This window comes from candidate division TA06 bacterium (assembly GCA_004376575.1).
GTDB lineage: Bacteria > Hydrothermota > DG-26 > E44-bin18 > E44-bin18 > E44-bin18.
Window position 1 is genome coordinate 1 of the sequence record SOJN01000062.1, and the last position, 23,261, is coordinate 23,261.

The following is a 23,261-nucleotide window of genomic DNA, read 5'->3' on the forward strand; positions in this document are numbered from 1 at the left end:
CAAAATGTCAAATGTCAAGCCTGTCCTTCGAGTATTCGGAGGGCACCGTCCCCAAGGTGTGAGTGTAAGTTATTGTATTGCAACGTACAACAGAACTGGCCTAGAAAGCTAAAAACTCAAAATGTCAAATGTCAAGCCTGTCCTTCGAGTATTCGGAGGGCACCGTCCCCAATAGCAGGTGGTGGTTAAGATGGTTGACAAGTACTATGATCTTCGGGCAGAAGAATACGAGGAGATCTATCTGCGGGACGATCCGGTCCGTCAGAGTGAACAGGCAGCCATTGCTACGGCGATGAAAGAAACCCTGTCCGATCGCCGAGTTCTTGAAGTCGCCTGCGGCACAGGCTTCTGGACCGAGATTGTCGCGAGGGTGTGTGAATACGTAGTGGCTATCGATATGTGACCAGAGGTGCTCACTATCGCCCGAGAGAAAGGGCTGCCGCCTGATAGAGTGGAATTCAGCGAAGGCGATGCTTATTCGCTGGAGTCGGTGTCGGGGACATTCAATGCGGGGCTCGCCAGCTTCTGGCTTTCCCATTTCCCGAAGGCTCGAATCAATCGGTTTTTGCGCGGGTTCCATGAGAGGATAGGCATTGATGCAGTTGTGTTTATGGCTGATAATGTATACGTGCCTGGCATAGGCGGAGAAGTGGTTAGGCGGCCTGGGACAGAAGATACCTTCAAGTTGCGAGAACTCTCTGACGCCTCAAAACATGAGGTGCTCAAGAACTACTACGGCGCCAGGGATCTGAATAACATCTTGTCACGCTTGTCAAGTGACCTTCAGGTACACGTGGGCAGGTGTTTCTGGTGGGTCAGATATGTGGTCGTCTGAGCCTCATATAAGGCCTCATTTCGAAAAAATAGACCTTGACCGATTGCAGGGCGTTTGTATAGTGGGGTATCGAAAACTACTCTTGGTATTGATGCTGTTCTGATGCAGTTGGAGATTTGGTCTCCGGTGTGTGATAATCTTTCTTGGGCCAGGGAAAGGAGATCCATATTATGGGAAACGGAAGAGTAAATATCGGCAAAGAAGTTTATGATTTTACCCTGAAAGACCAGAACGGGAAAGAGTTCAAGTTGACGGATTTTGCCGGCAAGACGGTGCTCATCTCTTTTCATCCGCTGGCCTGGACAGAGGTGTGCGCCATGCAGATGAAGGCTCTGGAGGAGAATAAGGAAACCTTTGACTCACTGAACACTGTCGCAGTAGGGGTAAGCGTTGATACTGTTCCATCGAAGAGGGCCTGGGCTGAAAATCTGCAGATAGAAAATACTCGTCTTCTGTCAGATTTCTGGCCCCACGGCGGGATTGCAGAGCTCTATGGCATTTTTAGGGAAGAGGAAGGATTCTCTGAAAGGGCGAATGTCGTCGTGGATGAAAATGAGAAGGTGGTGTTTTTCAAATTGTATGATATGGACAAAGCGCCAGACTTAGATGAAATAATAGATTTTCTCAAGCAGCGGAAGAAAGCTTGATGTTGCACCTCATCTCCGCCCAGGGGCCCACACTCTTGTTGATGAGGTGATCAGGTGAGATCAAAGAAACAGCAACATCGAGGCAACATGAAGTGGCCGCCCTCCCGTGTGGAATGGGCGGCCACCTTTTGATAATCAAGATCGTTCACTATCTGACAAGAGTCAACTTTCTGGTTGCTGAATTGTCTCCCGCCGTGAGCCTGACGAAGTAAACTCCGGCTGGCGTTTTTTCTCCTGAGTCATCAATTCCGTCCCAGCATGTCGTATGATTTCCTGCCAGGGTCTTGCCAGTTGCCAGGTTCTTCACAAGCCTTCCCGCAGTGTCAAAGACTGAGAGGTCTATTTCCGAGGAAGTACTTACCGAGTAGTAGATGGATGTAGAGGTACGGAAAGGGTTGGGGAAACCATGTCTTAGTGAGAACTCCGGCCTGAGATGTTCGGTGATCTGTTCCTCAACGCCTGTTGACGGTTCCCATAGCCATTTGAGTATCCTTGCCATCACCGTATCCTGACCGGCATATATTGAAACCTGGTGTATTGCTTCGAACGGAAATCCGAAGTAGACAACCTTGTATATGCCAGAATCATACTTGATTGCCGAAGCGCCACCAAAGGTGGTGTAGTAGAAACACGAATCGGCACCAGGGTTTGGCGATATTCTGTCTTCCGAGTCAGCATTGCCTGCGCCCCCGCTCCCCTGTAGAACAAGTCTGAGTGTGTCGCCTATCTCATCTCCAGGAACGCCAGTGCACAAATTGTTGTCTGCGTTTTCAGTCACGAAGTCCGCGTGGAGCCTCTCCTGGTAGAAGGGAGTAGATGACAGGGCACTTCCGAGGTTTTGACTGCTGATGAAGAACTTCCCGCCGGCGTCAAGAAATACCCCGAGTCTGGTAGTGTCTTCGTCTGAGAGAATCGTTGGGGAAGCATCGTTTCCCGTGAACCAGATAGCCACCTCGTGGTCGTCCAGACTGTACGGTCCTGACACTGGAAGCGACCCCTGGGTCTCAATCTCCCATTCGTCGTAGAGCCCCACCAGAGTGTCCAGAGCCGTTTTGTAGTAGCTCTCGTAGGTTGCGCCTGCGTCATCGTCAACAAGTATTAGAGACGGCTGACCGATAATCATGGATATCGAGTCGTCTTCATCGAAATTCTCTGGTACCGCAGTTATGTTCAGGTCAAGCTGGGTCCAGTGTGGCTCTCCTGCCACAAAAGTGAAGGTTAGCGGATCAGCAACGTTGGTTGCCGTGGAATCTTTGAGCATGAGACCTATGTAAGAAGTTGAGTCGATTATACTAATGGTAGTATCACCAGTGCTCAGTGTCACGGTGACACTGTCGGCATCGGCCCACGCCGCACTTGCTTTCAATGTCAGGATGAGGTCCGCTGTTTCGCCCACTTCGACTCTTCCGTCGTTGTCACCTCCGACACTGTCAACGACCTGATAATCCTGGATTGTTACCATCGAGTATTGGCTCGAGGTGATCGCGGCGAACACGTCTATCCGGCCCGCGCCATATACGTTGTCCTTCCCCGGACTCCCAAGCTCAACCGCATTCATCTGAAGCCTCTGGCAGATGATTTCAGGCGTCTGCATGGTGTCGGCCGAGAGGATAAGACACATGGCACCGCCGAGGTGAGGAGTGGCAGCAGAGGTGCCGCCAAAGCTGGGTGTGTATCCGGTGTTGTTAGTACGACTCAAACTCGGAACATCTGTGGGAGCACACACGTCGGGTTTCAGAAGCCCCATCTGATTTCCATCGTCCCAGGGGTAGTCCTGATAATAGACAGGAAAGTCGGTACGCTCCCAGGCTGCAGGGCCTCTTCCCGAATAGCTCTTGATAATGTCCGTGTCCTCTACTGCGCCACAGCCCATTGTTGAACTGACATCCCCTATCAGTGTCTGATCTGGATGAAGCCAGGCTGCGGGGCAGTTTCCAGGAGTGGCTATGTTATAGGGTATTGGATACGTACCTTGCAGGTGTCCCTGATTACCGATGGAGTTTGCCCTTATCAATCCAGCTGCAAGTTCAGCCACTGCCTGGTCGCGCCAGGCTACATAGTCGGGATCCATCGGATACTTCCAGCTGTACGAACTGCTGATCACATCCGCCCCCTGGAGAATGGCAAAATCTGAGCCCATCCAGATTGTGCTTTCAGTGCCGCCAATCCTAAGGCACATAACAGTGGCGTCTGGCGCAACCCCGGTCTGAGTCCCTGCTGTTCCGTCACCAGCCACAATACCAGCGCATTGAGTTCCGTGTCCACTTAGATCCATCGGGTCATCGTCATTATCATAGAAATCATATCCGTGGTGGGGATACAGTAGACCGCCATCCCACAGGTGGTCTGCAAGGTCGACGTGGTTGTAGTTGACGCCACTGTCGAGTATTCCAACAAGGACGCCTGCGCCTGTGATCCCCAGATCCCAGACCTGAGGTGCGTTAATCTTCTGGACTCCCCAGCCTGTATCCGTGGCGGTGATGAAGAATGGGTTATCCTCGTTAACGTTCACGTCAAAAAGAAATTCATCGGGTATGATTTCGTCCCAGTCGATGCTTCTAACACCCTCAAACAGTATTGATTCCTCTATTACTTCTTTTGTCATGTATGCGTTGATGCCATTTACGCCAAGAAGGACCCGAACGTCGAACACCCTGCCAGCCTGTTCCTGTTCTGCAAGAAATCTCCTCAGCTCGGCCTGTGTCTCTTCTGCGACTCGCCCCATTTCAGATATTGCCCTTTCTCTTCTTTCTTTTCTGCTAAGGCCCTGTGCCTTCCTGATGAGTCTGGCGTAATCCGCAGTTCTATCCATCATTATATTTACTCTTATTTTTTCATCCGTGTCTGCTTTCTCCATCACTTTTGCCAGGTCATCAGTTATCCCCACAAAAGCGCTCGAATTAGGCGCCAACATGGAGACAGCGACAAGAACTGAGAATAGAGCGACAAAAAATCTCATCTTCCTTCCTCCCGTTTTACAGGTTTGTTACCTCAAATGCAGGACCTTTATCGACTCACAGAACTCCGATGTGTACATCCGACAGAAATAGACACCAGCCGGCATTCTGTTACCCGCGGAATCAACTCCTTTCCACATTGCCCGATAGTATCCCGGCTCAAGAGTCTCGTCGACAATCTCTCTTATTAGCCGTCCAGCAGCGTCATGGACTGCCATTCGCACGCGGCACTTTTCCGGTACCTGGTAGGATATCCACGTTTTACTCTCAAAGGGATTGGGGGTGGCCTGGCCGAGACTGAACACCTGTGGTAGGTGTACTCTTTTCATCTCTTCGATTCCAACCGCTATGATGTTAAAGAAGTAATAGGTGGTAGGAGCATCGGCCGGGTCTGTGCTTGAATTCGCGGGGTCGGAGTTATCTGATGCAGAAAGGTAAAAGTTAACAGTCACGCCGCTGATTTGAGCAGGTATCTGTGCATGGAAGCTGTCTGGGGCCGTTGCCGAGTCCATCAGCACTGCGGACCATCCACTATCAGGGGTAACACGGAAATGAAGAGTCGGTGAGGAGACCCCGCTCAAATCTGTGATCATCGAATATATGTCAAAGGGGCCCTGATAAGAAGTGTCGGATATCGTGGTAGTATTGGAGAACTCCGGAGGGGTACAGTCAACAGTGAATGAAAAGGGGTGGTCCTGGTATCCGCTCCCCACTTGATCATCGTCAAAGGCCTGTACTCCCCAGAAATAGATGCCATCTTCGAGTCCAGTTGGGAATGAGTATGTTGTGTCAGTCAACGAGTCAACAACAACCGGGTCTACGGTGAATGCGGAATCCCTGGCAAGCGTAAGTTCATAGGTGCCGCTGTCCCCCGCAGTTGTGGTCCACAGGAACTGAGGTATGGTGTCAGCAAGGAGAGCCTCGTCTGCTGGTGATATAAGGATCGGAGCAGCCGGAGCGCCGATGACTGCTATCCCGCCAGTGTAAGGGAAAGAGTTTTGAGCAGTCGCAGTAATGTCCATATCACCCTTGGTAATGGGATTCACGTCCAGGTTGATAAGCCCTGCGCCATCCGTGTAGCCGCTGGCGTACACCTCCGCACCTTTCCTGGCGCACACAAGGGCATCACGAACAGGTACAAGCTGAGATTCAACGTAAACGCTCAGCTGTTGCGGTCCTCTTCCGATTGTATCCTCGTGGGTCACAGCCAGGGGCTTTGGCGTGTCTGTCAGAAGCGGCAGCTCGGGGTCTCCGAGTATGTTCATGAAGAAGAACTCCTGTGTCGTTATCTCGGCGGTATCAGGATCCGAGAGAGGGAAATATTTCTCCATATGGAGCTTTCCATAGTTGCAGGCCTGCTGGAAATGGTAAGCCCCTTCCTCGAATATCCCCCTGAAGATTCCGATAGCGAGTGAATCATTCCAGAAGGAGTAACTCACGTCCGTGGCCCCGAAGTAACCCGCGGATCCATTATTTTGCAGGAGGAAAGCCTCACCCATGCACTCCTGAGCTTCGTCAAAGAAGGCATTCGCAAGGCAGGTGGGCGCAATCACTATAGGACAGCTTCTCGCGTTTTTCAGGGTGTCGACATGTTCGGTAGAGAGTATATTGAAATGTCCATCTGTCCACCAACCGTCCTGGCCGCCGTGTCCTCTGAAAACGAGAAAAGTCCTGCCTTGATTAAGGGAATCAGAAATGTCCTGTGGGGTGGCAAAACCCGGTGGACTGCTCCCCTCGAAGAGCGTATCGACCTGAGTATATCCACTGGACAGCATTATGTTTCTGATTGTCCGACACGTCCTTTGGAATATTCTTCCGGATTGCTTCACGCCAACCGTTGAAGCGTGCTCAAACCAGATCGTGTTTGTGCTGTCTGGAGTGACCTCATAGTCCAGCAGCTTGGCTACAACAACCGAACACTCTTCGGCTGAGTTGACAGGCAGCCTGCCGATAAAGAGGTCGGAGAATATGTCATCGCCGGCCACCAGAGAGAAGCAGTGATCGGTTCCGAATTCAAAGTAATAGCCCCACGGCGGGGGGTAAATCCCTGGATGCATGCCAGTCGGAAGGAATTCCACGTCTCCTGCAAGCAGGACGTATTCTGGGGGAACTGGCCAGGATTCGTAAGCATTTCTGATGTGATCGTGTATGGCGGCACTGTCGCCTGGGGGAATTTCAGAGAGTTTTGTCAACACCGTGGGTAATCCCTTCTGGCTTTTCCAGTCGGCGAGAGGCTGTATTGCAGAAGCGAAAGTATCTGCCGTAATTATCAGGTAGGATCCGGGATGCTCTCCAGTGGGCCTGTAGTTAAGGATGAAATCCTTCTGGAGGAGTTGAAATGCTTTCGTGCCTGTATCGGTTCTTCGAAGTACATTCTTATTCGAGTGGCCGTCAAAAGTTACCTTTACGCGCATCCGTGTCGCCACTCTGATTTTGCGTTTCACGGGATTGAACTGAATGGGATAGACAGAAACTTGAGCCATCCTGAGATTTCTGAGTATGCAGGGGTCTCCAACAGCCACCCTGTTTTCTGGAAGATACCTGTCTCGGGAATACGCGCCCAGATTTATGGTGAATGTTTGAGGCTCCTCTACCAATTCAGGCAGTGGTTTCTGGACTGGATAGATATTGTAGCCATCCAGTTCTATGTACTCTGCCTCGACCAGTTCTGCCGTGAGAGAGCTTGTCGTAGGCAGGGAGAGCCATCTTGCGTATACCGGCAGTCCGGGCTCTCCAATTCTTCCGGCAGTGCCAGCTCCGGTCAGAGACAGCTTCTGGAAGAGCTGCCCATTGTCGGTAACATCCTCTACCCATATTCTGGGAACGTATATCTCGAGTATGCAGCCAGATGCCGAAGACTCAACAAGCTCAATTCTTGGATCTGGCACCGCGGAGTAGTCGGTATTGGTCCAGAAAGCGCTGGTAGGACCTGCTGTCAATAAAAAAGCGGCCGCAAGCGCGGCAACCACAGACAAAGCTCTATGCATGCTTCTTTCCTTTCGCTGTGTAACAGAGTACCTCCCTGATAGAAATTCTATATATATTATGGCAGATGTCAAGCTTTAAGGTGGATCAAGCTTGCCCAGTCGACAATTGAGCCCGGGCTTCGGTCAAAGACTCCTCAAACGGAGAGAGTTCAATTGTGTGGTGATGCAACCGAGGACCGACTGTTCACATTTGTGCCCAGGCCGGTGAAGCCGGAGTAATCTGGGTATTGCGTCTTTCTAACAATTTGGCATTAAGTCGCTTACACTGATTACATTATGTAATCTATGAACACGCCTTCAGAAGCGCTGAGAATCACAGTATCTTAAGAATGGACTTTAAGGAACCACCGTTCTCATCGGGGTAACAGTGATTTAGAGGTTCAAAACCACAACAAATAGTGGTTACGTTCCTCAGGCATACAACATTTTGTATTTTCTTCTTGACAGGCGAAGATGTGAGTGCTACACTTTCAGATGGATGGGAGGGGTTTGCTCAGGCTAAATTGCGTAACCACTTAGACTTATGCGGAATATCTCCGTTCATCCTTGTGGCCTGAGCAGAGACAGTCAATAAATGTTTGGGAGGCACATAGAGATGACAGTCAAAACCGAATCCAAGGTTAATCTATCCTCAAACGCTCTGGCGGTTCTGCAAAGGCGCTATCTGGAAAAAAGCAATAGCGGAGAGGTGATCGAAACGCCGGAACAGATGTTCAGAAGAGTTGCGAAAAACATCGCCAGTGCAGACGGAGCATTTGGTTCTGAAAAGGATGTGCAGAGAAGCGAAGAGGAATTTCTCGATATGATGACCTCATTGGAATTCCTTCCAAACTCGCCGACTTTGATGAACGCGGGGAGGGACCTCCAGCAACTTTCAGCCTGTTTTGTTCTTCCGATAGAAGACTCTATGGAATCGATATTTGAGGCTGTCAAGAATACAGCCCTCATACACAAGAGTGGTGGTGGCACCGGATTTTCCTTTTCCAGGATAAGACCAAAGAACGATGTTGTCCGTTCTACCAGTGGAGTTTCTAGCGGTCCAATATCCTTCATGAGAGTGTTTGATGCTGCTACAGAGGCGATAAAGCAGGGGGGGACGAGGAGAGGCGCGAACATGGCGATACTCAGGGCAGACCATCCTGATATCCTGGAGTTCATAACCTGCAAACAGGACAGTGACCTCTTGAACAACTTCAATATTTCGGTAGCTCTGACAGATGCTTTCATGAAAGGATTGGAGAGAAAAGAGAAATACGACTTGTTGAATCCGAGAACGAAAGAGGTGCTTGGAAGCCTGGATGCATCCGACGTTTTCCAACTCATCGCAGAGAACGCGTGGAGGAATGGCGACCCCGGAGTAATCTTCATCGACAGGATAAACCAGTTCAATCCCACGCCGCACGTCGGAGAAATGGAATCGACCAATCCGTGTGGAGAGCAACCACTATTGCCCTATGAATCATGCAACCTGGGCTCGATAAATCTTGGCAAGATGATGAGAGGAGATGAGATTGACTGGCAGAAGTTGGGGGAGACCGCGCACAAGGCGGTCCATTTCCTGGACAATGTCATAGAGATGAACAACTACCCCATACCTGAGATAAAGGAGAAGACACTTGCCAACAGGAAGATTGGTCTTGGCGTCATGGGGTTTGCCGATGTGCTAGCGAGGATGTGGGTGCCCCACGATTCACGGGAGGCTGTAAGGATTGCGGAGAAAATCATGAGTTTCATAGGGAAGGAGGCCAGGGCTGCCTCAGTTGAGCTGGGCAAGAAACGTGGTTCTTTTCCCAATTTTCAAAAGTCGATTTGGAAAGGCAAGTATGAAGCCATCAGAAACGCGGCCGTAACTACCATAGCACCCACAGGAACGATTTCAATGATTGCGGATTGTTCAAGTGGCATAGAGCCATTTTTTGCGCTTTGCTATGTAAAAGCCGTGATGGAAGGGAGTAGACTCCTTTATGTGAATAGGACTTTCGAGAATGTCATGAAGGAGAAGGGGTTATATTCGGAGGAGTTGTTCAATGAAGTTGCGGAAAAGGGCTCCATAAAAGATATGGAAAAGGTGCCGAAAGATATTCGAGAAGCATTTGTTACAGCACTGGATATCGCCCCTGAATGGCATGTCCGTATGCAGGCAGCCTTTCAGAAACATACTGATAACGCGGTATCCAAGACGATAAACTTCCCAAACAATGCGACTGTGGATGATGTCAAGGATGCCTACCTGCTCGCCTACAAGCTCGGATGCAAAGGGATTACCGTCTACAGAGATGGAAGCAGAGATGTACAGGTTCTCAACATCGGGCAGAAGGAGAGACAAGCCAAGCCAAAGGGCCCCAGGCCACGACCTGTTTTGACAGTTGGGTTGACAGAGAAGATCAAAACTGGTGACGGTACACTCTACCTGACTGTAAACGAAGATGACACAGGCCTGTGCGAGGTATTCACGAACATTGGAAAGGCGGGGGGTAATGCTGCTGCTCAGTCAGAGGCTATCAGCAGATTGATCTCTCTTGCGCTCAGATCGGGCGTAGATGTCAAATCCATAGTCAGGCAGCTTAAGGGAATATCCGGGCCATCGCCTGTTTGGGACAACGGTGACCTGATACTCTCAGCACCCGATGCTATTGCCAAGGCTCTTGAAAGATACCTGAAGCGGAAAGAGGTGCCGGACTTGTTCAGGGAGAAACTGGTCGAAGGTCTTCGCGATTCGGTGGGTAAGAAAGCGGATGACGAGAAGATGAAGAGAACTATGGAGAATCGTGCGAACATTTGTGCAGAGTGTGGTTCTATAATGGTTTTCGAAGAGGGTTGCATGAAGTGCTACAACTGCGGGTTCAGCAGATGCTATTGATGGTCTGTCTCAAAACGCCCATTACTGTCAGGGAGAAGACTGAGAGTAGGTTTGCGATTCCAGGCCCAGGGTTAAAGAATGAGCTGATTGCGTTGTGTACGAGGGCTTCCGCTCACTTGTTGAAGATTGTATGCGGTTGTTCCGTCATTCCCGTGAAAACGGGAATCCAGGGCGAGGCAAAATCACTGGATTTCTGCTTCCGCAAGAATGACAAACCGGATAAGGTTTCAAGATAGCCGCACCACGGGAGAGAACACTTGCCGATTAAACCCGACTCATGGATAAGAAGAATGGCTCTGCAGAAGGATATGATAAAACCATTTGCGGAGAGAAACGCGGACGGATCTGTGATCTCCTATGGACTCTCTTCATACGGATATGATGTGCGGATATCTGATGATTTTAAGATATTCAAGGGGAACGGCATCCCTGTTCTGGATCCCAAGTCGCTCCCAGAGAGTGCTTTTGAATCCGTGAAGTCCGATCACTGCATCATACCCGCCGGGTGTTTTGTGCTGGGAAGATCAGTGGAGTATTTCAAGATACCCAGAAACGTGCTCACCATTTGCCTTGGTAAATCAACCTATGCAAGATGTGGCATAATAGTGAATGTTACACCGTTCGAACCAGAATGGGAAGGGTTTGCCACCATTGAGATATCGAATACTTCTCCGGTCGAGACCAAAATATATGCGAACGAAGGGATCGCTCAACTTATCTTCATCGAATCTGATGAAGTGTGTGAAGTCTCGTACGCAGACAAGAAAGGGCGCTACCAGGCCCAGAAAAAGATAACGTTGCCAAAAACGGACAGGCGGAAAGAACCTTGACATTCGGAAAGGAGATGACGCAATACGTTTTGTGATCTGTCGAGGTGAGCAAGAGTTATGTTCGGGCACGGTGATGCAGTGAGCATCAGTGCAGGGCAAAGCCTCTGGAGATTTACAGGTACCTCGTGAATAAGTGTTGTTATCTGCAATTCGAAACGCCGGACAATGGCGTATCATAAAGGAGGCCGACTATGGCAAAACGTAGTACTCACAGACGCATACAAGGCCGCATTGCCGGTCGCACCGGTCGTCGCGAGGTGCCGATTAAGGGCCGACGCAGGTTGGATGTCAAAAAAGGACACCGGGCGACTGAGATTGAGCGCAGCGGTTCTCGAGCTGGCATTCAGAAGTCCTTGAGCCGACTTAAAACCCAAAAGGGAGTGAAGAGAGAGCTTCTGGTGCCGCAAAAAGATCTGAGCAAGGCCAAGGAAATAGCCCAGAAGAAGGACATGACTGTTCTAATACAGAATCTCTCACGGTCTCGTAGACGGATAGTCAAAAGAAGCCGATAGCTGGCGCCATCAAAGCTTGAGATTCTAAGGTGTCCACGGTTCGCGCCGATCTCAGTCACCAGGAGTCTGACAGAACAGGAGTCTCCTCAGCGTGCATTGGAAAAGGAAAACAGCGATAGCGAGTGCTTGGGCGACGACCATACTGGCTGTTTTGACAGCCATATATGTCATTCTTACATTCCATCTGGTCTCAGAGATGCGAGAGCAAACCAGAATAATAGCAAGAAGCTATCAAGAGCTTCTTAGGCCGTTTCTCAAGATCAGACTAGATCCCCCTGAATTCTTCCGGGAGCCACATGACCGGTATCCCTTGAAAACAATGACTGTTTGTATCTGGGTTAAGAACGACGGAAACACCCAAGCACGAATTGTGCTCGGTGGTCTCTATCCTTGGTCCCTGGATAAAAGGGACCTTGACGTGAGGGATTCTCTTCTCAGTGTAGACAGTAAGTTTGGCAAGTTTTCCGATGATACGTCCCGCTTCTCCAGATACGTGCCTCCACGGGACTCAGTCAGCATCATCGGTGTTTACGAGAACACGCCGTCTTTCTCAAGGTCTGACGGTGTGTTTTTCATACATGCTTTGATGCTCTACAGAGATACATTTGAGTCATATCACGATGCGTATTATGTCTTCAAAATCAAGACAGATTGGAAGACAGGCGCCCATGCATGGTATCGGGCAATGTGTGATTTTCACGATTATGACCCCATTGAAATCGAAAACATCTCTGCGAAGTTGGGATTCAAAATAGATGAGCTGCGATGATGATGAGCGATTCTGTCTGAAATGTGACATCTTCCGCAATTGGACTCTGAAGATAAGCATTTCTGTCTGAAATCCGCAGCGCTCGACACACAGGAGGCGTGAAATGGCAGAGAAGAAACTGACTGAGGCTGAAGAGCAGGAAGTAGAACAGACAAGAGACAAGCTGCTCCAGTCAGTTAAGAAGTAGGACCCAGACGAATTCACTCATCTGACCAAATGGTATGCTGGAAAAACGAATAACGTTGTCAGAAGATTTGTTGAGCACCATCTGTCAGAGGAAAAGGATGACTTACATAAATCCCAGGAGGTCAGTTCACAGAAAGTGGCTGAAGCTGTAGAAAAGCTACTGCAAGACAAATATGGGATGAAGGGTGAGCCTAGTGGGGGAGAGGGAGATGCAAACGTGGTGTATGTCTACAAGATGGTGCCACATACTGAGCCTTGAGACGGTGCATTAGACAGGACGTACGGGGACAGGCAGATAATCTTCCACTTTTGACCCTCGATTGGCGGCGAAAACGCAAAACGCAAGGTTTGACCCCAATGGCCACACTGCAACCAGCAACATCCAACGCTTACAGCTCACCACACACCCCTGCCGGCACCCCAAAAAGGCATTGCCAGGCGCAGAAACGCATAACCTTTCCAAAGACGAAGTAGGCAGGGCGTGCCAGACATGGAAAAGGAGAGGGCTGTAAGAGAATTGCCGGGTCCTCGGGAGAACGATAATTTTCTACTTGATATCCACGGACAAACCATATATTATATAAACGTTTTTGAAAAAACGGTTATCTGATTAACAGAAAGGAAGGGACATGAAGCCATGGCTCAAGACGCGGTATGAAGTTCTGCGTAGAGAGTTTAAAGACAGAACCTTTCGGTCTAGTGACGCAACTCGAGTCTTGAAGGCGGGACCCATCGGGGACAGCCGGCAGCAGGTCAACATCGCACTTTCGCAGCTTAGAAAAGCCGGGCTGGTAGACGCGCAACCAGACCCTGGAGATGCTCGCAAGAGGCTCTATAGACTGAAGAGCGAGGTGGAGATGATTTCCGAGAGTTTCTCGCAGTTGTCTCGGGGAGACCTCGATGCCTTGCTTAAAAAGGCAGCGGACCTGATTCGTACGCGGGTTGATTACGCCTTCATCTTAGTACTCTTGTTCTATAAGCGAATCAGCGACAAATGGGACATGCAGTTTGAGAAGGCAATGGCTGATGCCAAAGCTGATGGGTTGAGCGAGAGGGAGGCCGAACGAGAGGCAGCCGTTGCTACTTACCACGATTTCGACATTCCGGCAGAGTACCTCTGGGAAGGTATTCGCAAAGATCCCGCGCGAATTCCCGAGGCATTCTCGAAAGCAATGAAGATACTGGCTGAGCGGAATCCCGAACTGAGAGACGTATTCGAGAATGTAGACTTCGTTCAGTTCACGACCGATCGGGAGAACGCCGAAATCCTGCGGCAACTGGTCGAGTTGTTCAGCAGCCAATCCTTGCGTCATGTGTCACCTGACCTTCTCGGCGATGCTTATGAATGGATTCTTGGCTACTTCGCGCCTCAGAAGGCGAAGGAGGGCGAGGTGTACACTCCGCGGGAGGTAATCAAGCTGCTTGCACACATACTCAGTCCCAAGGCTGGCGAAAGTGTCTACGATCCTGCGCTTGGTTCTGCCGGTATGCTCATCACGTCGTACCAGCATCTTAAGGATCAAAATGAGAAGGCGGCAAAGGAACGGCTCTTCTTGTTTGGACAGGAGGTGAACCGCAAGACCCTGGCTCTGGCAAGAATGAACCTCTACATCCACGATATCCGTAACGTACAGCTCGTTGCAGGTGACACGTTGTACTATCCCAAATTCAAGGATGGTGACAGCCTGAAGGTTTTCGATGTCGTGATGGCGAATCCACCCTGGAACCAGGACGGGTACCCTGAGGAAAGCTTAAAGAAAGGCGAGTTCTGGCGCGAACGCTTCTCCTGGGGTTATCCGACGAAGCAGTCCGCGGACTGGGCGTGGATTCAGCACATGCTGGCCTCAACCAATCCAAAGAAGGGCCGGGTCGGGATAGTGATTGACAATGGCTGCTTGTTTCGCGGTGGAAAGGAGAAATCTATCCGTGCGGGGGTTGTGAAGGCAGATTTGCTTGAGGCAGTGGTTCTCTTGCCGGCAAAGCTGTTTTACAATACTGGCGCACCCGGTGCCGTTCTCTTTTTCAACAAGCGTAAACCCTCTGCACGCAAAGGCAAGGTCCTATTCATCAATGCCAGCGGCGAGTATGAGCAGCACCCCCACGTTCGCAAGCTCAACCGTCTGGGTGAGGCGCACCGACACAAGATAGCAAACGCCTTTCAGACTTTCCAGGAGCTTGAGGGATTCTCACGTCCAGTTTCCATTGAGGAGTTGCAGAAGAACGACTTCAACCTGAACGTCACTCTATACGTCTTCCCCGAAGAGGAAATCGAAGAGATTGATATCTCAAAGGAATGGAAAGAAATCCAAAGGACTGAGAAGGAGCTTCAAGAGGTCGAGAAGAAGATAGAGGGATATCTCAAGGAGCTCGACTATGTTTAAGCCGAACTTCCGGTACACCGAAAAGATGGTGAGCGATCTGACCCAAATCGCTGCAGCCAGAGAACTCATCCTCAATTCTCCTTTCATTCCTCAATGGAAGGTGGCCCTTCGTCGAGAAACGATCATAAGAAGCGCGCATTCTTCCACTGCTATCGAGGGGAACAAGCTGACCTTAGAACAGGTCACTGATTTGGCGGATGGCCGTGAAGTCATTGCAAGCCGTAAGGACAAGCAGGAAGCCTTGAACTATCTCTCCGTGCTCGAAAAGATTGACAAGCTGACAGACGGAAACAAAATCACAGAAAAGAATATCCTGAACATACATAAGCTGGTGACCGAACGGACCCTGAACAATCCGTCCGATTGCGGTGCATATCGCAGCCGGTATGTTGTTGTCGCAAGGGGAGTAACAGGCGAGATTATCTTCAGGCCTCCTTCAAACACAGATGTTCCTGAGCTGATGAGGGACTTGATTGATTGGCTGAATTCTCCTGGGGCCAACTCCTTTGATCCCGTTATTGAGGCAGGCATAGCCCATTATGAATTCGTAAGAATCCACCCTTTCATTGATGGGAACGGTCGAACGGCAAGAGTAGTCGCAACCCTGATACTCTACCTCCGGGGATTCGACGCCAAGCAGTTCTTCTGCCTCGACGATTACTATGACACAGACAGAGTATCTTACTACAGGGCGTTGCAGACAGTAGACCAGAAAACTCTTGATACAACCCGTTGGCTTGAGTATTTCGTCGAGGGCGTCAATGCAAGCACCCTGGCCGTGAAGGAAAGGATTGTGAGGCTTAGTTCTGAAAGATTGAGAACTACGAAGAAAGGCCAGATTCCACTAACAGAAAGGCAGATGAGAATTGTGGAGAAGCTGGCTCAAAGTAGTGGGATCAGGATCGGCGAGGTAGCCAGCATGTTCAAAGTTACGCGCCAAGCAGCGCTCAAGGAGATGAACAAGCTGGGGGAGTTGGGGGTCGTCAAACTCGTGGGAAAAGGCCGGGGAGCGCACTATGTGCTGCAGTGAGGTTGGTTGTCGTTTAGGTTGTCATTTAGGTTGTCATTTCGGCTGGCGAAGGACAATGAAAACTGGATCTGGGTCGTGCCAGATTCGAGGAGGTTGTTAAATTGTTGTTTTCTGAAAGATACGGACACAAGGAAGTGAACCAGTCGCTTGGGCGTGAAGAAATGCCCGATCATCTAAGAACGAGGATATGGAACGTCTTCTACGGCAATACATTCGAGTTTATGGACAGCAACGTGCACGACGACATATCGCCCACGTCCTGTGATTTCGCAGATTTGCTCTGGGACAAGTTTTTCAAGGGCGACCAACAGTCTTTCGTCTACATGTTACCTGCCAATAGGATCAAGAATATCAAGGAGAGGTTTTTCCAACTCGAATGGCATGAGGTGTATGACTTTATCGAATTCTTTGCAGCTCATTGGGCAGATCCTGCCCGGCTAAGAATTCTTGTCCTGCACCTACTCAATCAAGTGTTCGGACAAGAAAGAGTGCCCTATCGCATCATAGACAACACAGTCACTCCTTTGACGTCTGAAGAGGAGGTCAGGGAGGTTGAGCAAGCTTTAGGACTTCCAGAGAAGTTCAAACCCGTATGTAATCACCTTGAAAAGGCTCTGGATCACTATTCCGACAAGAAAGATCCGGACTACAAGAATTCAATAAAAGAATCCATATGTGCAGTGGAATCTCTGGTTCAAATCCTCCTCGGTAAGAAGGGAACACTGGGGGACCTGATAAAGAAGCTGTCTATTCACCCTGCAATGAAGGAAGGCTTCGACAGACTCTATGGGTGGACAAGTGACGAAGGCGGAATAAGACACGGTAAGTTCAATGAAGAATTGTCTGCTGGCGAACCAGAAGCCAGATATATGCTTGTAACATGTAGCGCATTCATAAACTACGTGATTGCCAAGCTTGATGCGAGCGGCAAGACGTGATCGACACTCAAGAGCGCCATCGGCAGCCGAAAACCGCCGGAGTTCGGAAGGACTGGCCCGTGAGACGAGTACTGGGTAAGAGCACGGCGCTCGACTCCGGTCTCAGATCGGTTGATGATTTAGTTGATGATTACAGAGCGAAGCTGAACGGCGGCAAGTATTACAGGGAAAAAGGCCCTCGGCCTGACCGAAGACATCAGGATACTCAAACACGGGGGCAAGTAGCGCTGAAGAAAATGAATAACTTGGAGAATGTGGAAGTCGTGAAGCTCGTGGGAAAGGACCGAGGTGCATACTATGTACTCCCGTGAAGTAGGTTGTCATTTAGGTTGTCATTTAGGTTGTCGTCTGTTTTGGGGCGTCGACCGCAGCCCGGGATCTTCCCAGTGACCCGTACTGCCCTAAGAAATCCCCTCCGGCATCGTGAGGGCGAGTATGAAATCAAGTTTGAGACATACCGGTTTTACTTGAAGTGCATTGTCGATTTCCTCCGCGACGAATACAACGAGTGGGAATCATTTGGCGAGAAGGCTATTGAAAGATCACAAGGCCTTAAGAGGTTCTCCAATCCTGACCAAGGGTATCTCAACCGTTTCCTGAAAAATGCTTGGAACACTGAGTACATCGCGAGCAATGCCCGCTTCATTGATATTGACAGCGTCAAGATAAACAACCAGTGGAAGCCTATACAGGTCTATTATGCCATCTACACGGCCGGTGAGGCATTATCCTATCTTGTTGACGGAGAAAAAGCTGACAGTCACAGGAAATGCCTTAGGAAACTGAGCGATTTCTTGGAAAAGCGGCGTCTCCCGCCGTGGAGTTTTGCGTTTAAGGGTCCTTGTGGGAAACGTAGAAATGAACATTACCCCGTTGGCTTTCCGAGAGCCTTGTCAATACCTCATAATCTGCGCCGTCAAGGTGTTAAACCCGTTGAGATGATTGCAAAATGCCTGAAAGCAGAGCATGCGCACAGATTTGATGAGGATTTTCGCAAGGAAAAGGGGAGATTCAAGTATAAGTTCGACCCAGGCAGGACGACCATCCTGCACTTCTTGTATCGTCTTCGGATCAAGTCCAATTACAGAGACGCCGAGATATTCCTGGCTGATGCACCGGAGTCTGATATAAAAGAGTTTAGCGAAAATCTGTCAGAATTCTGTTTCTGGACTATGCTTCTTTTCGAGGTGTTCATCATCAGAAGATGCGGTTACGATTGCTTTGCCGATTTACTCAGAGAGTACAAATCAAAGAACAAAGACGCGAAACAATTGCAGAAGCGATTGGCTTTCTATGAGGAGAACTCCAGACAAATTGCGCAGAGGGGAAGTTGAAATCGGTTGAGGAGCACAGGCGTATCGGGGCCCAGACTCATGAAGGCTGGGAGATCGTGAAGCTGGGCGACATTGTCGAAAGGTTTATAGGCGGCGGTACCCCTTCGACCTCCGACCAAAGTTATTGGGATGGCAGAATTGCCTGGATGACCAGCGCACATATCACCGCCCGGCTGGTTGCCGCGGGGCAGCGCTACATAACTGAACGGGGCCTGGCCGAGAGTGCCACAAACATAGTGCCAAAGGGGAATCTCCTGGTCTCCACACGCGTGGGTATTGGAAAAGTGGCAGTTAATCTCGTTGATATCGCAATCAGCCAGGACTTAACAGGCGTATTGATTAACAAAGATAGGGCCAATACAGATTATGTCTACTGGTGCTTAACAAGTGCCTCAAGGAAACTGAGGTCCCTTGCCCAGGGCAGCACAATCAAGGGAATTCTTAAGGAAAATCTGGCGAACCTAAGTCTTCCTCTCCCTCGCCTCGCTGAGCAGAGGAGGATTGCGGAGATTTTGGGGACTGTGGATGGGGCGATTGAGAAGGTGGACAAGGCGATTGAGAAGGCTCAGCGGCTCAAGCGGGGGATAATGCGGCAGCTGTTAACGAAGGGGATTGGGCATAAGAAGTCTAAAATCAGTGAGATCGGCAAGATACCTGCGGAGTGGGAGGTTAAGCCTCTATGCGACGCAGTTGGCAGCAATGAAACAAGGATCGTTGCGGGTCCCTTTGGTTCCAATCTCAAAGTCGAAGATTACAGGGACGAGGGTGTTCCCATAGTTAGGCTCCAGAATATTGATGAGGGCAGATTCGTAGTCAAAGATATGAAGTACATATCTCGTCAGAAAGCAAAAGAGCTGAGTTATCACTCGTTCGTAAACGGTGATATTGTTCTCGCAAAGCTGGGCGATCCGATAGGCAAAACTTGTATTATTCCAGATTCGTTCGAGGACGGCATAGTAGTTGCGGACGTAGTGAGAATCAGAGTGGATGAGGGGGTCGTCGACAAGAAATATATCATGTACGCCTTAAATTCATTTCATGTATCCAATCAGCTGAACAGAGGGACGATTGGAACAACAAGGCCGCGTGTGAATCTCGGACAGGTCAGAAATCTTCTTATTCCACTCCCATCTCTACCTGAACAGCGGCGGATCGCCGAGATATTGGAAGCGAATGATGGGCTTATCGAGGTTCAGAAGGTAAAGAGAGACGAGTTGGTCCGAATCAAGAAGGGCTTGATGAACGACCTGCTGACCGGGCAACGAAGGGTGAAGGTTTGATGGCGAAAGAGGGGTTTTCGGAGAAGGAACTGGTTGAGGAATACCTCCTCAAGAAGCTCCAAGAGAAGGGGTGGCGGTTTGTGGAGGCGGAGGCTCTGGAGCGGGAAAGCTATGAAGAGCCGCTTCTCGTCCCTGCCCTGCTTCGTGCGCTAAAGCGCATCAATGCTGACCTCAATGTCGGGCACGATGAATTGACGCGGGTCGTCAACGAGTTGAAGTTGACGACGACTGGGCAAGAAGGAGCAAAGCGCATCCTTGAGCTTTACAAGTTCGGCGTTCCTGTCAAGTTCGAGCAAGAACGGGTGGTGAAGTTCGTTCGGCTTTTTGGCGACAAGCCTGGAGCCAACGACTTCGTCGTGAGCCGCCAGGTCTCTTATGCTGGCCGCGAGAGAATCCGCACGGACCTGGTACTTCATATTAATGGTATTCCAATAGTGAACATCGAGTGCAAGGACCCGACAGACCCCGGTGCCTCGTGGGAGGACGCGTACAAGCAGATTAAAGACTACGAACAGGCTGTCCCAGAGCTCTACAAGTACGTTCAGATAGGGGTCGCGGCCGAGAGCAAGGCACGTTACTTCCCCATAGTCCCCTGGCAGGAAGTCGTTGGGACCAGCCAATGGCGAGAAAATGGGAAGGACTCGATAGACTCGACAGTCGAGATGTTGGCCCCGGTCCTACTTCTCGATATCTTGAAAGACTTCCTCTTCTTCCGAATAGAGATGGACAATGCCACCAAGGTTATTACGAGATACATGCAGTACAGGGCAGCGAATAAAATAGTCAAGAGAGTCAAAGAGTCGTTAGCGTCTATTGAGGCTAAAGAATCTGGAGGGTCCGAGGATCGAGGAGTCCGGGAGCCAAGAAATAGTGACTCCCAGACTCTTCAGACTCCAAGACTCCCAGACTCTCTAAACTCCTCACACTCCCAGAATCTTAAGACTCCTGGACCTAAAGATAGGGGTCTGATCTGGCATTGGCAGGGGAGCGGCAAGACCCTCACGATGATTTTTGCAGCGTACAAGCTTCACTATGCAACTGAACTCGAGAACCCAACTATCTTCTTCATCGTGGACCGTATCGAGCTCGAAGAGCAGCTTTACACGGAATTCAATGCGCTGGACATGTTTAAGCCTGAAGTGGTTGGTTCAGTCGAGGAGTTGGAGGAGATCCTTAGGGCGGATGAGTTCAGAGGCAAGCGAGGTGTGTTCATTACATTGATCCATAAGTTCAGACGTGAAGAGTTGAGCCGCCTGCAGGCAAAACTGGAGAAGGCGTCGGAATCGAGGGTGACGATTGCAAACCGCAAGAATGTAATCGCGTTTGTTGACGAAGGACACCGAACCCAGTATGGAACTCTTGCCGCACAGATGAAGGCAATCTTGAAGAGCGCCTTCTTCTTTGCCTTCACAGGCACTCCCATTGCCAAACAGGGGCGGGACACCTTTGTTCAGTTCAGTTATCCTCCTGCTGAAGAATACCTCGACCGCTATTTCATAGTGGACTCCATCCAGGACGGCTTTACCGTCAAGATAGCGTACCAGCCTCGTTTGGAGAGCGCGCACCTGAAGAAAGAGATGCTCGAAGCTTTCCTGGAAGTGGAGGAGGAGGAGATTCCTCAGGACCTCCGAGAGGTTGTTAAGGAGCGGACACGCGAGCGATTGAACGTGATTAAGGTATTTCTGGAGAATCCTGCCCGAATCAAAGAAATAGCAAAAGACATAGCGCAGCACTTCGAGGAAAATATGGATGGCCGCTTTAAGGCAATGGTTGTAGCCGCCAGTCGCAAAGCATGTGTACTGTACAAGGAGGCACTCGATAACCACCTCCCGCGTGAGTATTCTGAGATTATTATGACTTCGGACAGGCGTGATGAAGGTCCACTTGCCACCTATGTGCGGGAAGCACGCCAGGAGTATGAGTGGAAAGAATTCCGAGAGATAGTCAAAGACAAAGTCGAGAAGTTTAGGGAGGAGGAGTTTCCGAAAATTCTCATTGTTACTGACATGTTGTTAACAGGTTTTGACGCTCCTGTTCTTGGCGTCATGTATCTTGACAAGCCTTTGAAAGAACACCGCCTGTTGCAGGCGATAGCCCGTACTAACCGTCCCTACAAAGACCTCAAGGAGGCCGGGCTAATCCTTGACTATGTTGGGATTCTAAAGGAATTTCAGCGAGCTCTGGAGATATATAGCCGCAAGGATATCGAGCATGTCCTGTGGGACGTGAACGGGTTGCGGCGAGACTTCGTGGGGCTCCTCAAGGACCTCAGGAGCCTCTTTGGAGACCTGGCGATGAGCTATGAACGGGATACGCTTCTTAAGGCAGTGGAGATTCTGACTTCTGATCCACAGCGAGAGGAAGACTTTGTTACAGCTTATCGAAGTATGCGCAAGCTCTTCGAACTCCTGGGTCCGGACGTGATCAAGCTTGAGCACTTTGACGCATTCAAATGGTTCTCTGCAATCTACACGTATTATATGAAAGTAGTGAATGACCGTCCTGCTGTCGAGTCATGGGTTCAGAAGTTCTGCGACAAGACAATCAGGTTCATCCACAAGACTACCGAAATGGAGGAGATAGAGCGTGATCTACCGACACTCAGTATTGATGCCGACTCCCTGAGGCGACTTGAACAGCGCATCAAGAGCCAAAAAGAGAAAGCTGCAAGCATCCTTTTCACCCTGCAAAGGTTTGTTTTGGTCGAGAGGGGCAAAAACCCCATATACGAGACCTTGTCCGACCGTGTACAAAAGCTTTTTGAGCTGTGGCGCGAAAAGACTAAGGACTACCAGCGGATATATTCCGATGCGAGTAAGCTCTTCCAAGAAGTCGTCGCCCTCACAGACAGGCAGAAGGCTTTGGGTTTTTCTCGCATGGAATATGGCATGCTTTTGACCCTGGAGCACGAATTCGGGCAAAACCGCGCATTTGTCGAAGACGTTAGGTCGCTTTGTGCCCAATTGGCGAAACATCTCTTCCCCGGTTGGGACATACAGACGACGGTTCGAAAAGAAGTTGAGCGAGTAGTCCGCAGGTTCGCGCGGAGTCTGAAAGTAAGTTACAACCTGCCCCTGGAACGAATGGACACCATCTACAAGAAGCTCATTGAGCAGGTGAAGAATTATGATTTACCGGGGCATTCGTTATAAGGTTCACCGCCGCAGTATTAAGTACCCCCGTCTTGAGTTCAGAACGGGCTCATTGGACCTTATCCTTCCGCCGTCTGCAAAACCCAAAGAAATCCTTGAGAAACATCGGACGTGGATTCTGAAGAAGCAGCAATTTATCACTGACTGTCTCAGTGCCTCATCCAGCAAACACATAGTTCTGCGTTCCGAATCGGAATTCAGGAGGCTTGCGCTCTCGCTTGTTGAAAGTTTCTCCCGGGGTCTGCGCGTGTCTGTCAACGCCGTCTTTTTTCGAAAGATGCGGACTAAATGGGCGAGTTGCAGTCTGAAAAGGAATATTATGCTCAACTCTCATATGCGGAGTCTTCCCGAGGTTCTCGTGGAGTATGTCCTTTACCATGAGATGGTTCATCTACTCGAGAGACGACACAATGAGCGGTTCTGGAACCTTATCTCAAGGCGGTTCCCAGATCACGGAGAGAAAGAGAAGTCTCTGTTCAGCTATTGGTTCCTCGTCCAGGGGAGGATTGCCGGTAATTGGGGTCAGACCCCACGTGGTAGAAAACCGTCTACTTCCTGACGTT

Annotated in this window: 18 protein-coding genes; 16 read left to right on the forward strand and 2 right to left on the reverse strand. The window is 50.0% G+C overall.

Features of this window, described 5'->3' with window-relative positions:
• Positions 1–190 precede the first annotated feature (190 nt).
• From E3J62_04735 to E3J62_04745, 3 genes are all read left to right on the forward strand, one after another.
• Positions 191–403, forward strand: coding sequence for a hypothetical protein (locus E3J62_04735; GenBank protein TET46241.1), 213 nt, complete (start codon positions 191–193; stop codon positions 401–403).
• Between the two features lie 6 nt (positions 404–409).
• Positions 410–835, forward strand: coding sequence for a class I SAM-dependent methyltransferase (locus E3J62_04740; GenBank protein TET46242.1), 426 nt, complete (start codon positions 410–412; stop codon positions 833–835).
• A gap of 170 nt (positions 836–1,005) precedes the next feature.
• Entirely contained in the window at positions 1,006–1,482 is a 477-nt protein-coding gene (locus E3J62_04745; protein TET46243.1) for a redoxin domain-containing protein, read from the forward strand.
• 148 nt (positions 1,483–1,630) lie between these two features.
• Here E3J62_04745 and E3J62_04750 read toward each other — a convergent pair whose 3' ends face one another.
• Both E3J62_04750 and E3J62_04755 read right to left on the reverse strand, forming a co-directional pair.
• Positions 1,631–4,441: a T9SS type A sorting domain-containing protein gene (locus E3J62_04750; GenBank protein ID TET46244.1), complete on the reverse strand. Its 2,811-nt coding sequence runs from the start codon at positions 4,439–4,441 to the stop codon at positions 1,631–1,633.
• A gap of 27 nt (positions 4,442–4,468) precedes the next feature.
• The gene (locus E3J62_04755; GenBank protein TET46245.1) at positions 4,469–7,426 is read right to left on the reverse strand and encodes a hypothetical protein; all 2,958 of its coding nucleotides are present in this window, start codon (positions 7,424–7,426) and stop codon (positions 4,469–4,471) included.
• Between the two features lie 595 nt (positions 7,427–8,021).
• Here E3J62_04755 and E3J62_04760 point away from each other — a divergent pair.
• From E3J62_04760 to E3J62_04820, 13 genes are all read left to right on the forward strand, one after another.
• On the forward strand, positions 8,022–10,286 hold the full coding sequence (locus E3J62_04760) for a vitamin B12-dependent ribonucleotide reductase (protein ID TET46246.1): 2,265 nt from the start codon (positions 8,022–8,024) through the stop codon (positions 10,284–10,286).
• Positions 10,286–10,522, forward strand: coding sequence for a hypothetical protein (locus E3J62_04765; GenBank protein ID TET46247.1), 237 nt, complete (start codon positions 10,286–10,288; stop codon positions 10,520–10,522). The genes E3J62_04760 and E3J62_04765 overlap by 1 nt, the downstream gene beginning before the upstream one ends.
• Before the next feature lie 21 nt (positions 10,523–10,543).
• Entirely contained in the window at positions 10,544–11,116 is a 573-nt protein-coding gene (locus E3J62_04770) for a dCTP deaminase (protein ID TET46248.1), read from the forward strand.
• A gap of 191 nt (positions 11,117–11,307) precedes the next feature.
• The gene (locus E3J62_04775; GenBank protein ID TET46249.1) at positions 11,308–11,628 is read left to right on the forward strand and encodes a hypothetical protein; all 321 of its coding nucleotides are present in this window, start codon (positions 11,308–11,310) and stop codon (positions 11,626–11,628) included.
• A 91-nt stretch (positions 11,629–11,719) separates the two neighbouring features.
• Complete coding sequence (locus tag E3J62_04780) at positions 11,720–12,397, forward strand: hypothetical protein (GenBank protein TET46250.1); 678 nt, start codon at positions 11,720–11,722, stop codon at positions 12,395–12,397.
• An 815-nt stretch (positions 12,398–13,212) separates the two neighbouring features.
• Complete coding sequence (locus E3J62_04785; GenBank protein TET46251.1) at positions 13,213–14,964, forward strand: SAM-dependent DNA methyltransferase; 1,752 nt, start codon at positions 13,213–13,215, stop codon at positions 14,962–14,964.
• The gene (locus tag E3J62_04790; GenBank protein TET46252.1) at positions 14,957–15,994 is read left to right on the forward strand and encodes a Fic family protein; all 1,038 of its coding nucleotides are present in this window, start codon (positions 14,957–14,959) and stop codon (positions 15,992–15,994) included. Before E3J62_04785 ends, E3J62_04790 begins: the two co-directional genes overlap by 8 nt.
• Positions 15,995–16,098: 104 nt before the next feature.
• On the forward strand, positions 16,099–16,932 hold the full coding sequence (locus E3J62_04795) for a hypothetical protein (protein TET46253.1): 834 nt from the start codon (positions 16,099–16,101) through the stop codon (positions 16,930–16,932).
• 59 nt (positions 16,933–16,991) lie between these two features.
• Positions 16,992–17,243 (forward strand): hypothetical protein, encoded by a 252-nt coding sequence (locus E3J62_04800; protein ID TET46254.1) that lies wholly within the window; start codon positions 16,992–16,994, stop codon positions 17,241–17,243.
• Between the two features lie 75 nt (positions 17,244–17,318).
• On the forward strand, positions 17,319–18,266 hold the full coding sequence (locus E3J62_04805; GenBank protein ID TET46255.1) for a hypothetical protein: 948 nt from the start codon (positions 17,319–17,321) through the stop codon (positions 18,264–18,266).
• Positions 18,263–19,546, forward strand: coding sequence for a restriction endonuclease subunit S (locus E3J62_04810; protein ID TET46256.1), 1,284 nt, complete (start codon positions 18,263–18,265; stop codon positions 19,544–19,546). Before E3J62_04805 ends, E3J62_04810 begins: the two co-directional genes overlap by 4 nt.
• Positions 19,546–22,698, forward strand: a complete 3,153-nt coding sequence (locus E3J62_04815; protein ID TET46257.1) for an HsdR family type I site-specific deoxyribonuclease — start codon at positions 19,546–19,548, stop codon at positions 22,696–22,698. Before E3J62_04810 ends, E3J62_04815 begins: the two co-directional genes overlap by 1 nt.
• Positions 22,673–23,257, forward strand: a complete 585-nt coding sequence (locus tag E3J62_04820) for a M48 family peptidase (protein ID TET46258.1) — start codon at positions 22,673–22,675, stop codon at positions 23,255–23,257. The genes E3J62_04815 and E3J62_04820 overlap by 26 nt, the downstream gene beginning before the upstream one ends.
• Positions 23,258–23,261 lie beyond the last annotated feature (4 nt).

What these genes read in the sequence shown, in the direction of transcription:
- E3J62_04765 (TET46247.1), top strand. Translation starts at nt 10,286, where the DNA reads ATGGTCTGTCTCAAAACGCCCATTACTGTCAGGGAGAAGACTGAGAGT.
- E3J62_04755 (TET46245.1), bottom strand. Translation starts at nt 7,426, where the DNA reads ATGCATAGAGCTTTGTCTGTGGTTGCCGCGCTTGCGGCCGCTTTTTTA.
- E3J62_04785 (TET46251.1), top strand. Translation starts at nt 13,213, where the DNA reads ATGAAGCCATGGCTCAAGACGCGGTATGAAGTTCTGCGTAGAGAGTTT.
- E3J62_04745 (TET46243.1), top strand. Translation starts at nt 1,006, where the DNA reads ATGGGAAACGGAAGAGTAAATATCGGCAAAGAAGTTTATGATTTTACC.
- E3J62_04815 (TET46257.1), top strand. Translation starts at nt 19,546, where the DNA reads ATGGCGAAAGAGGGGTTTTCGGAGAAGGAACTGGTTGAGGAATACCTC.
- E3J62_04735 (TET46241.1), top strand. Translation starts at nt 191, where the DNA reads ATGGTTGACAAGTACTATGATCTTCGGGCAGAAGAATACGAGGAGATC.
- E3J62_04760 (TET46246.1), top strand. Translation starts at nt 8,022, where the DNA reads ATGACAGTCAAAACCGAATCCAAGGTTAATCTATCCTCAAACGCTCTG.
- E3J62_04790 (TET46252.1), top strand. Translation starts at nt 14,957, where the DNA reads ATGTTTAAGCCGAACTTCCGGTACACCGAAAAGATGGTGAGCGATCTG.
- E3J62_04750 (TET46244.1), bottom strand. Translation starts at nt 4,441, where the DNA reads ATGAGATTTTTTGTCGCTCTATTCTCAGTTCTTGTCGCTGTCTCCATG.
- E3J62_04820 (TET46258.1), top strand. Translation starts at nt 22,673, where the DNA reads ATGATTTACCGGGGCATTCGTTATAAGGTTCACCGCCGCAGTATTAAG.
- E3J62_04775 (TET46249.1), top strand. Translation starts at nt 11,308, where the DNA reads ATGGCAAAACGTAGTACTCACAGACGCATACAAGGCCGCATTGCCGGT.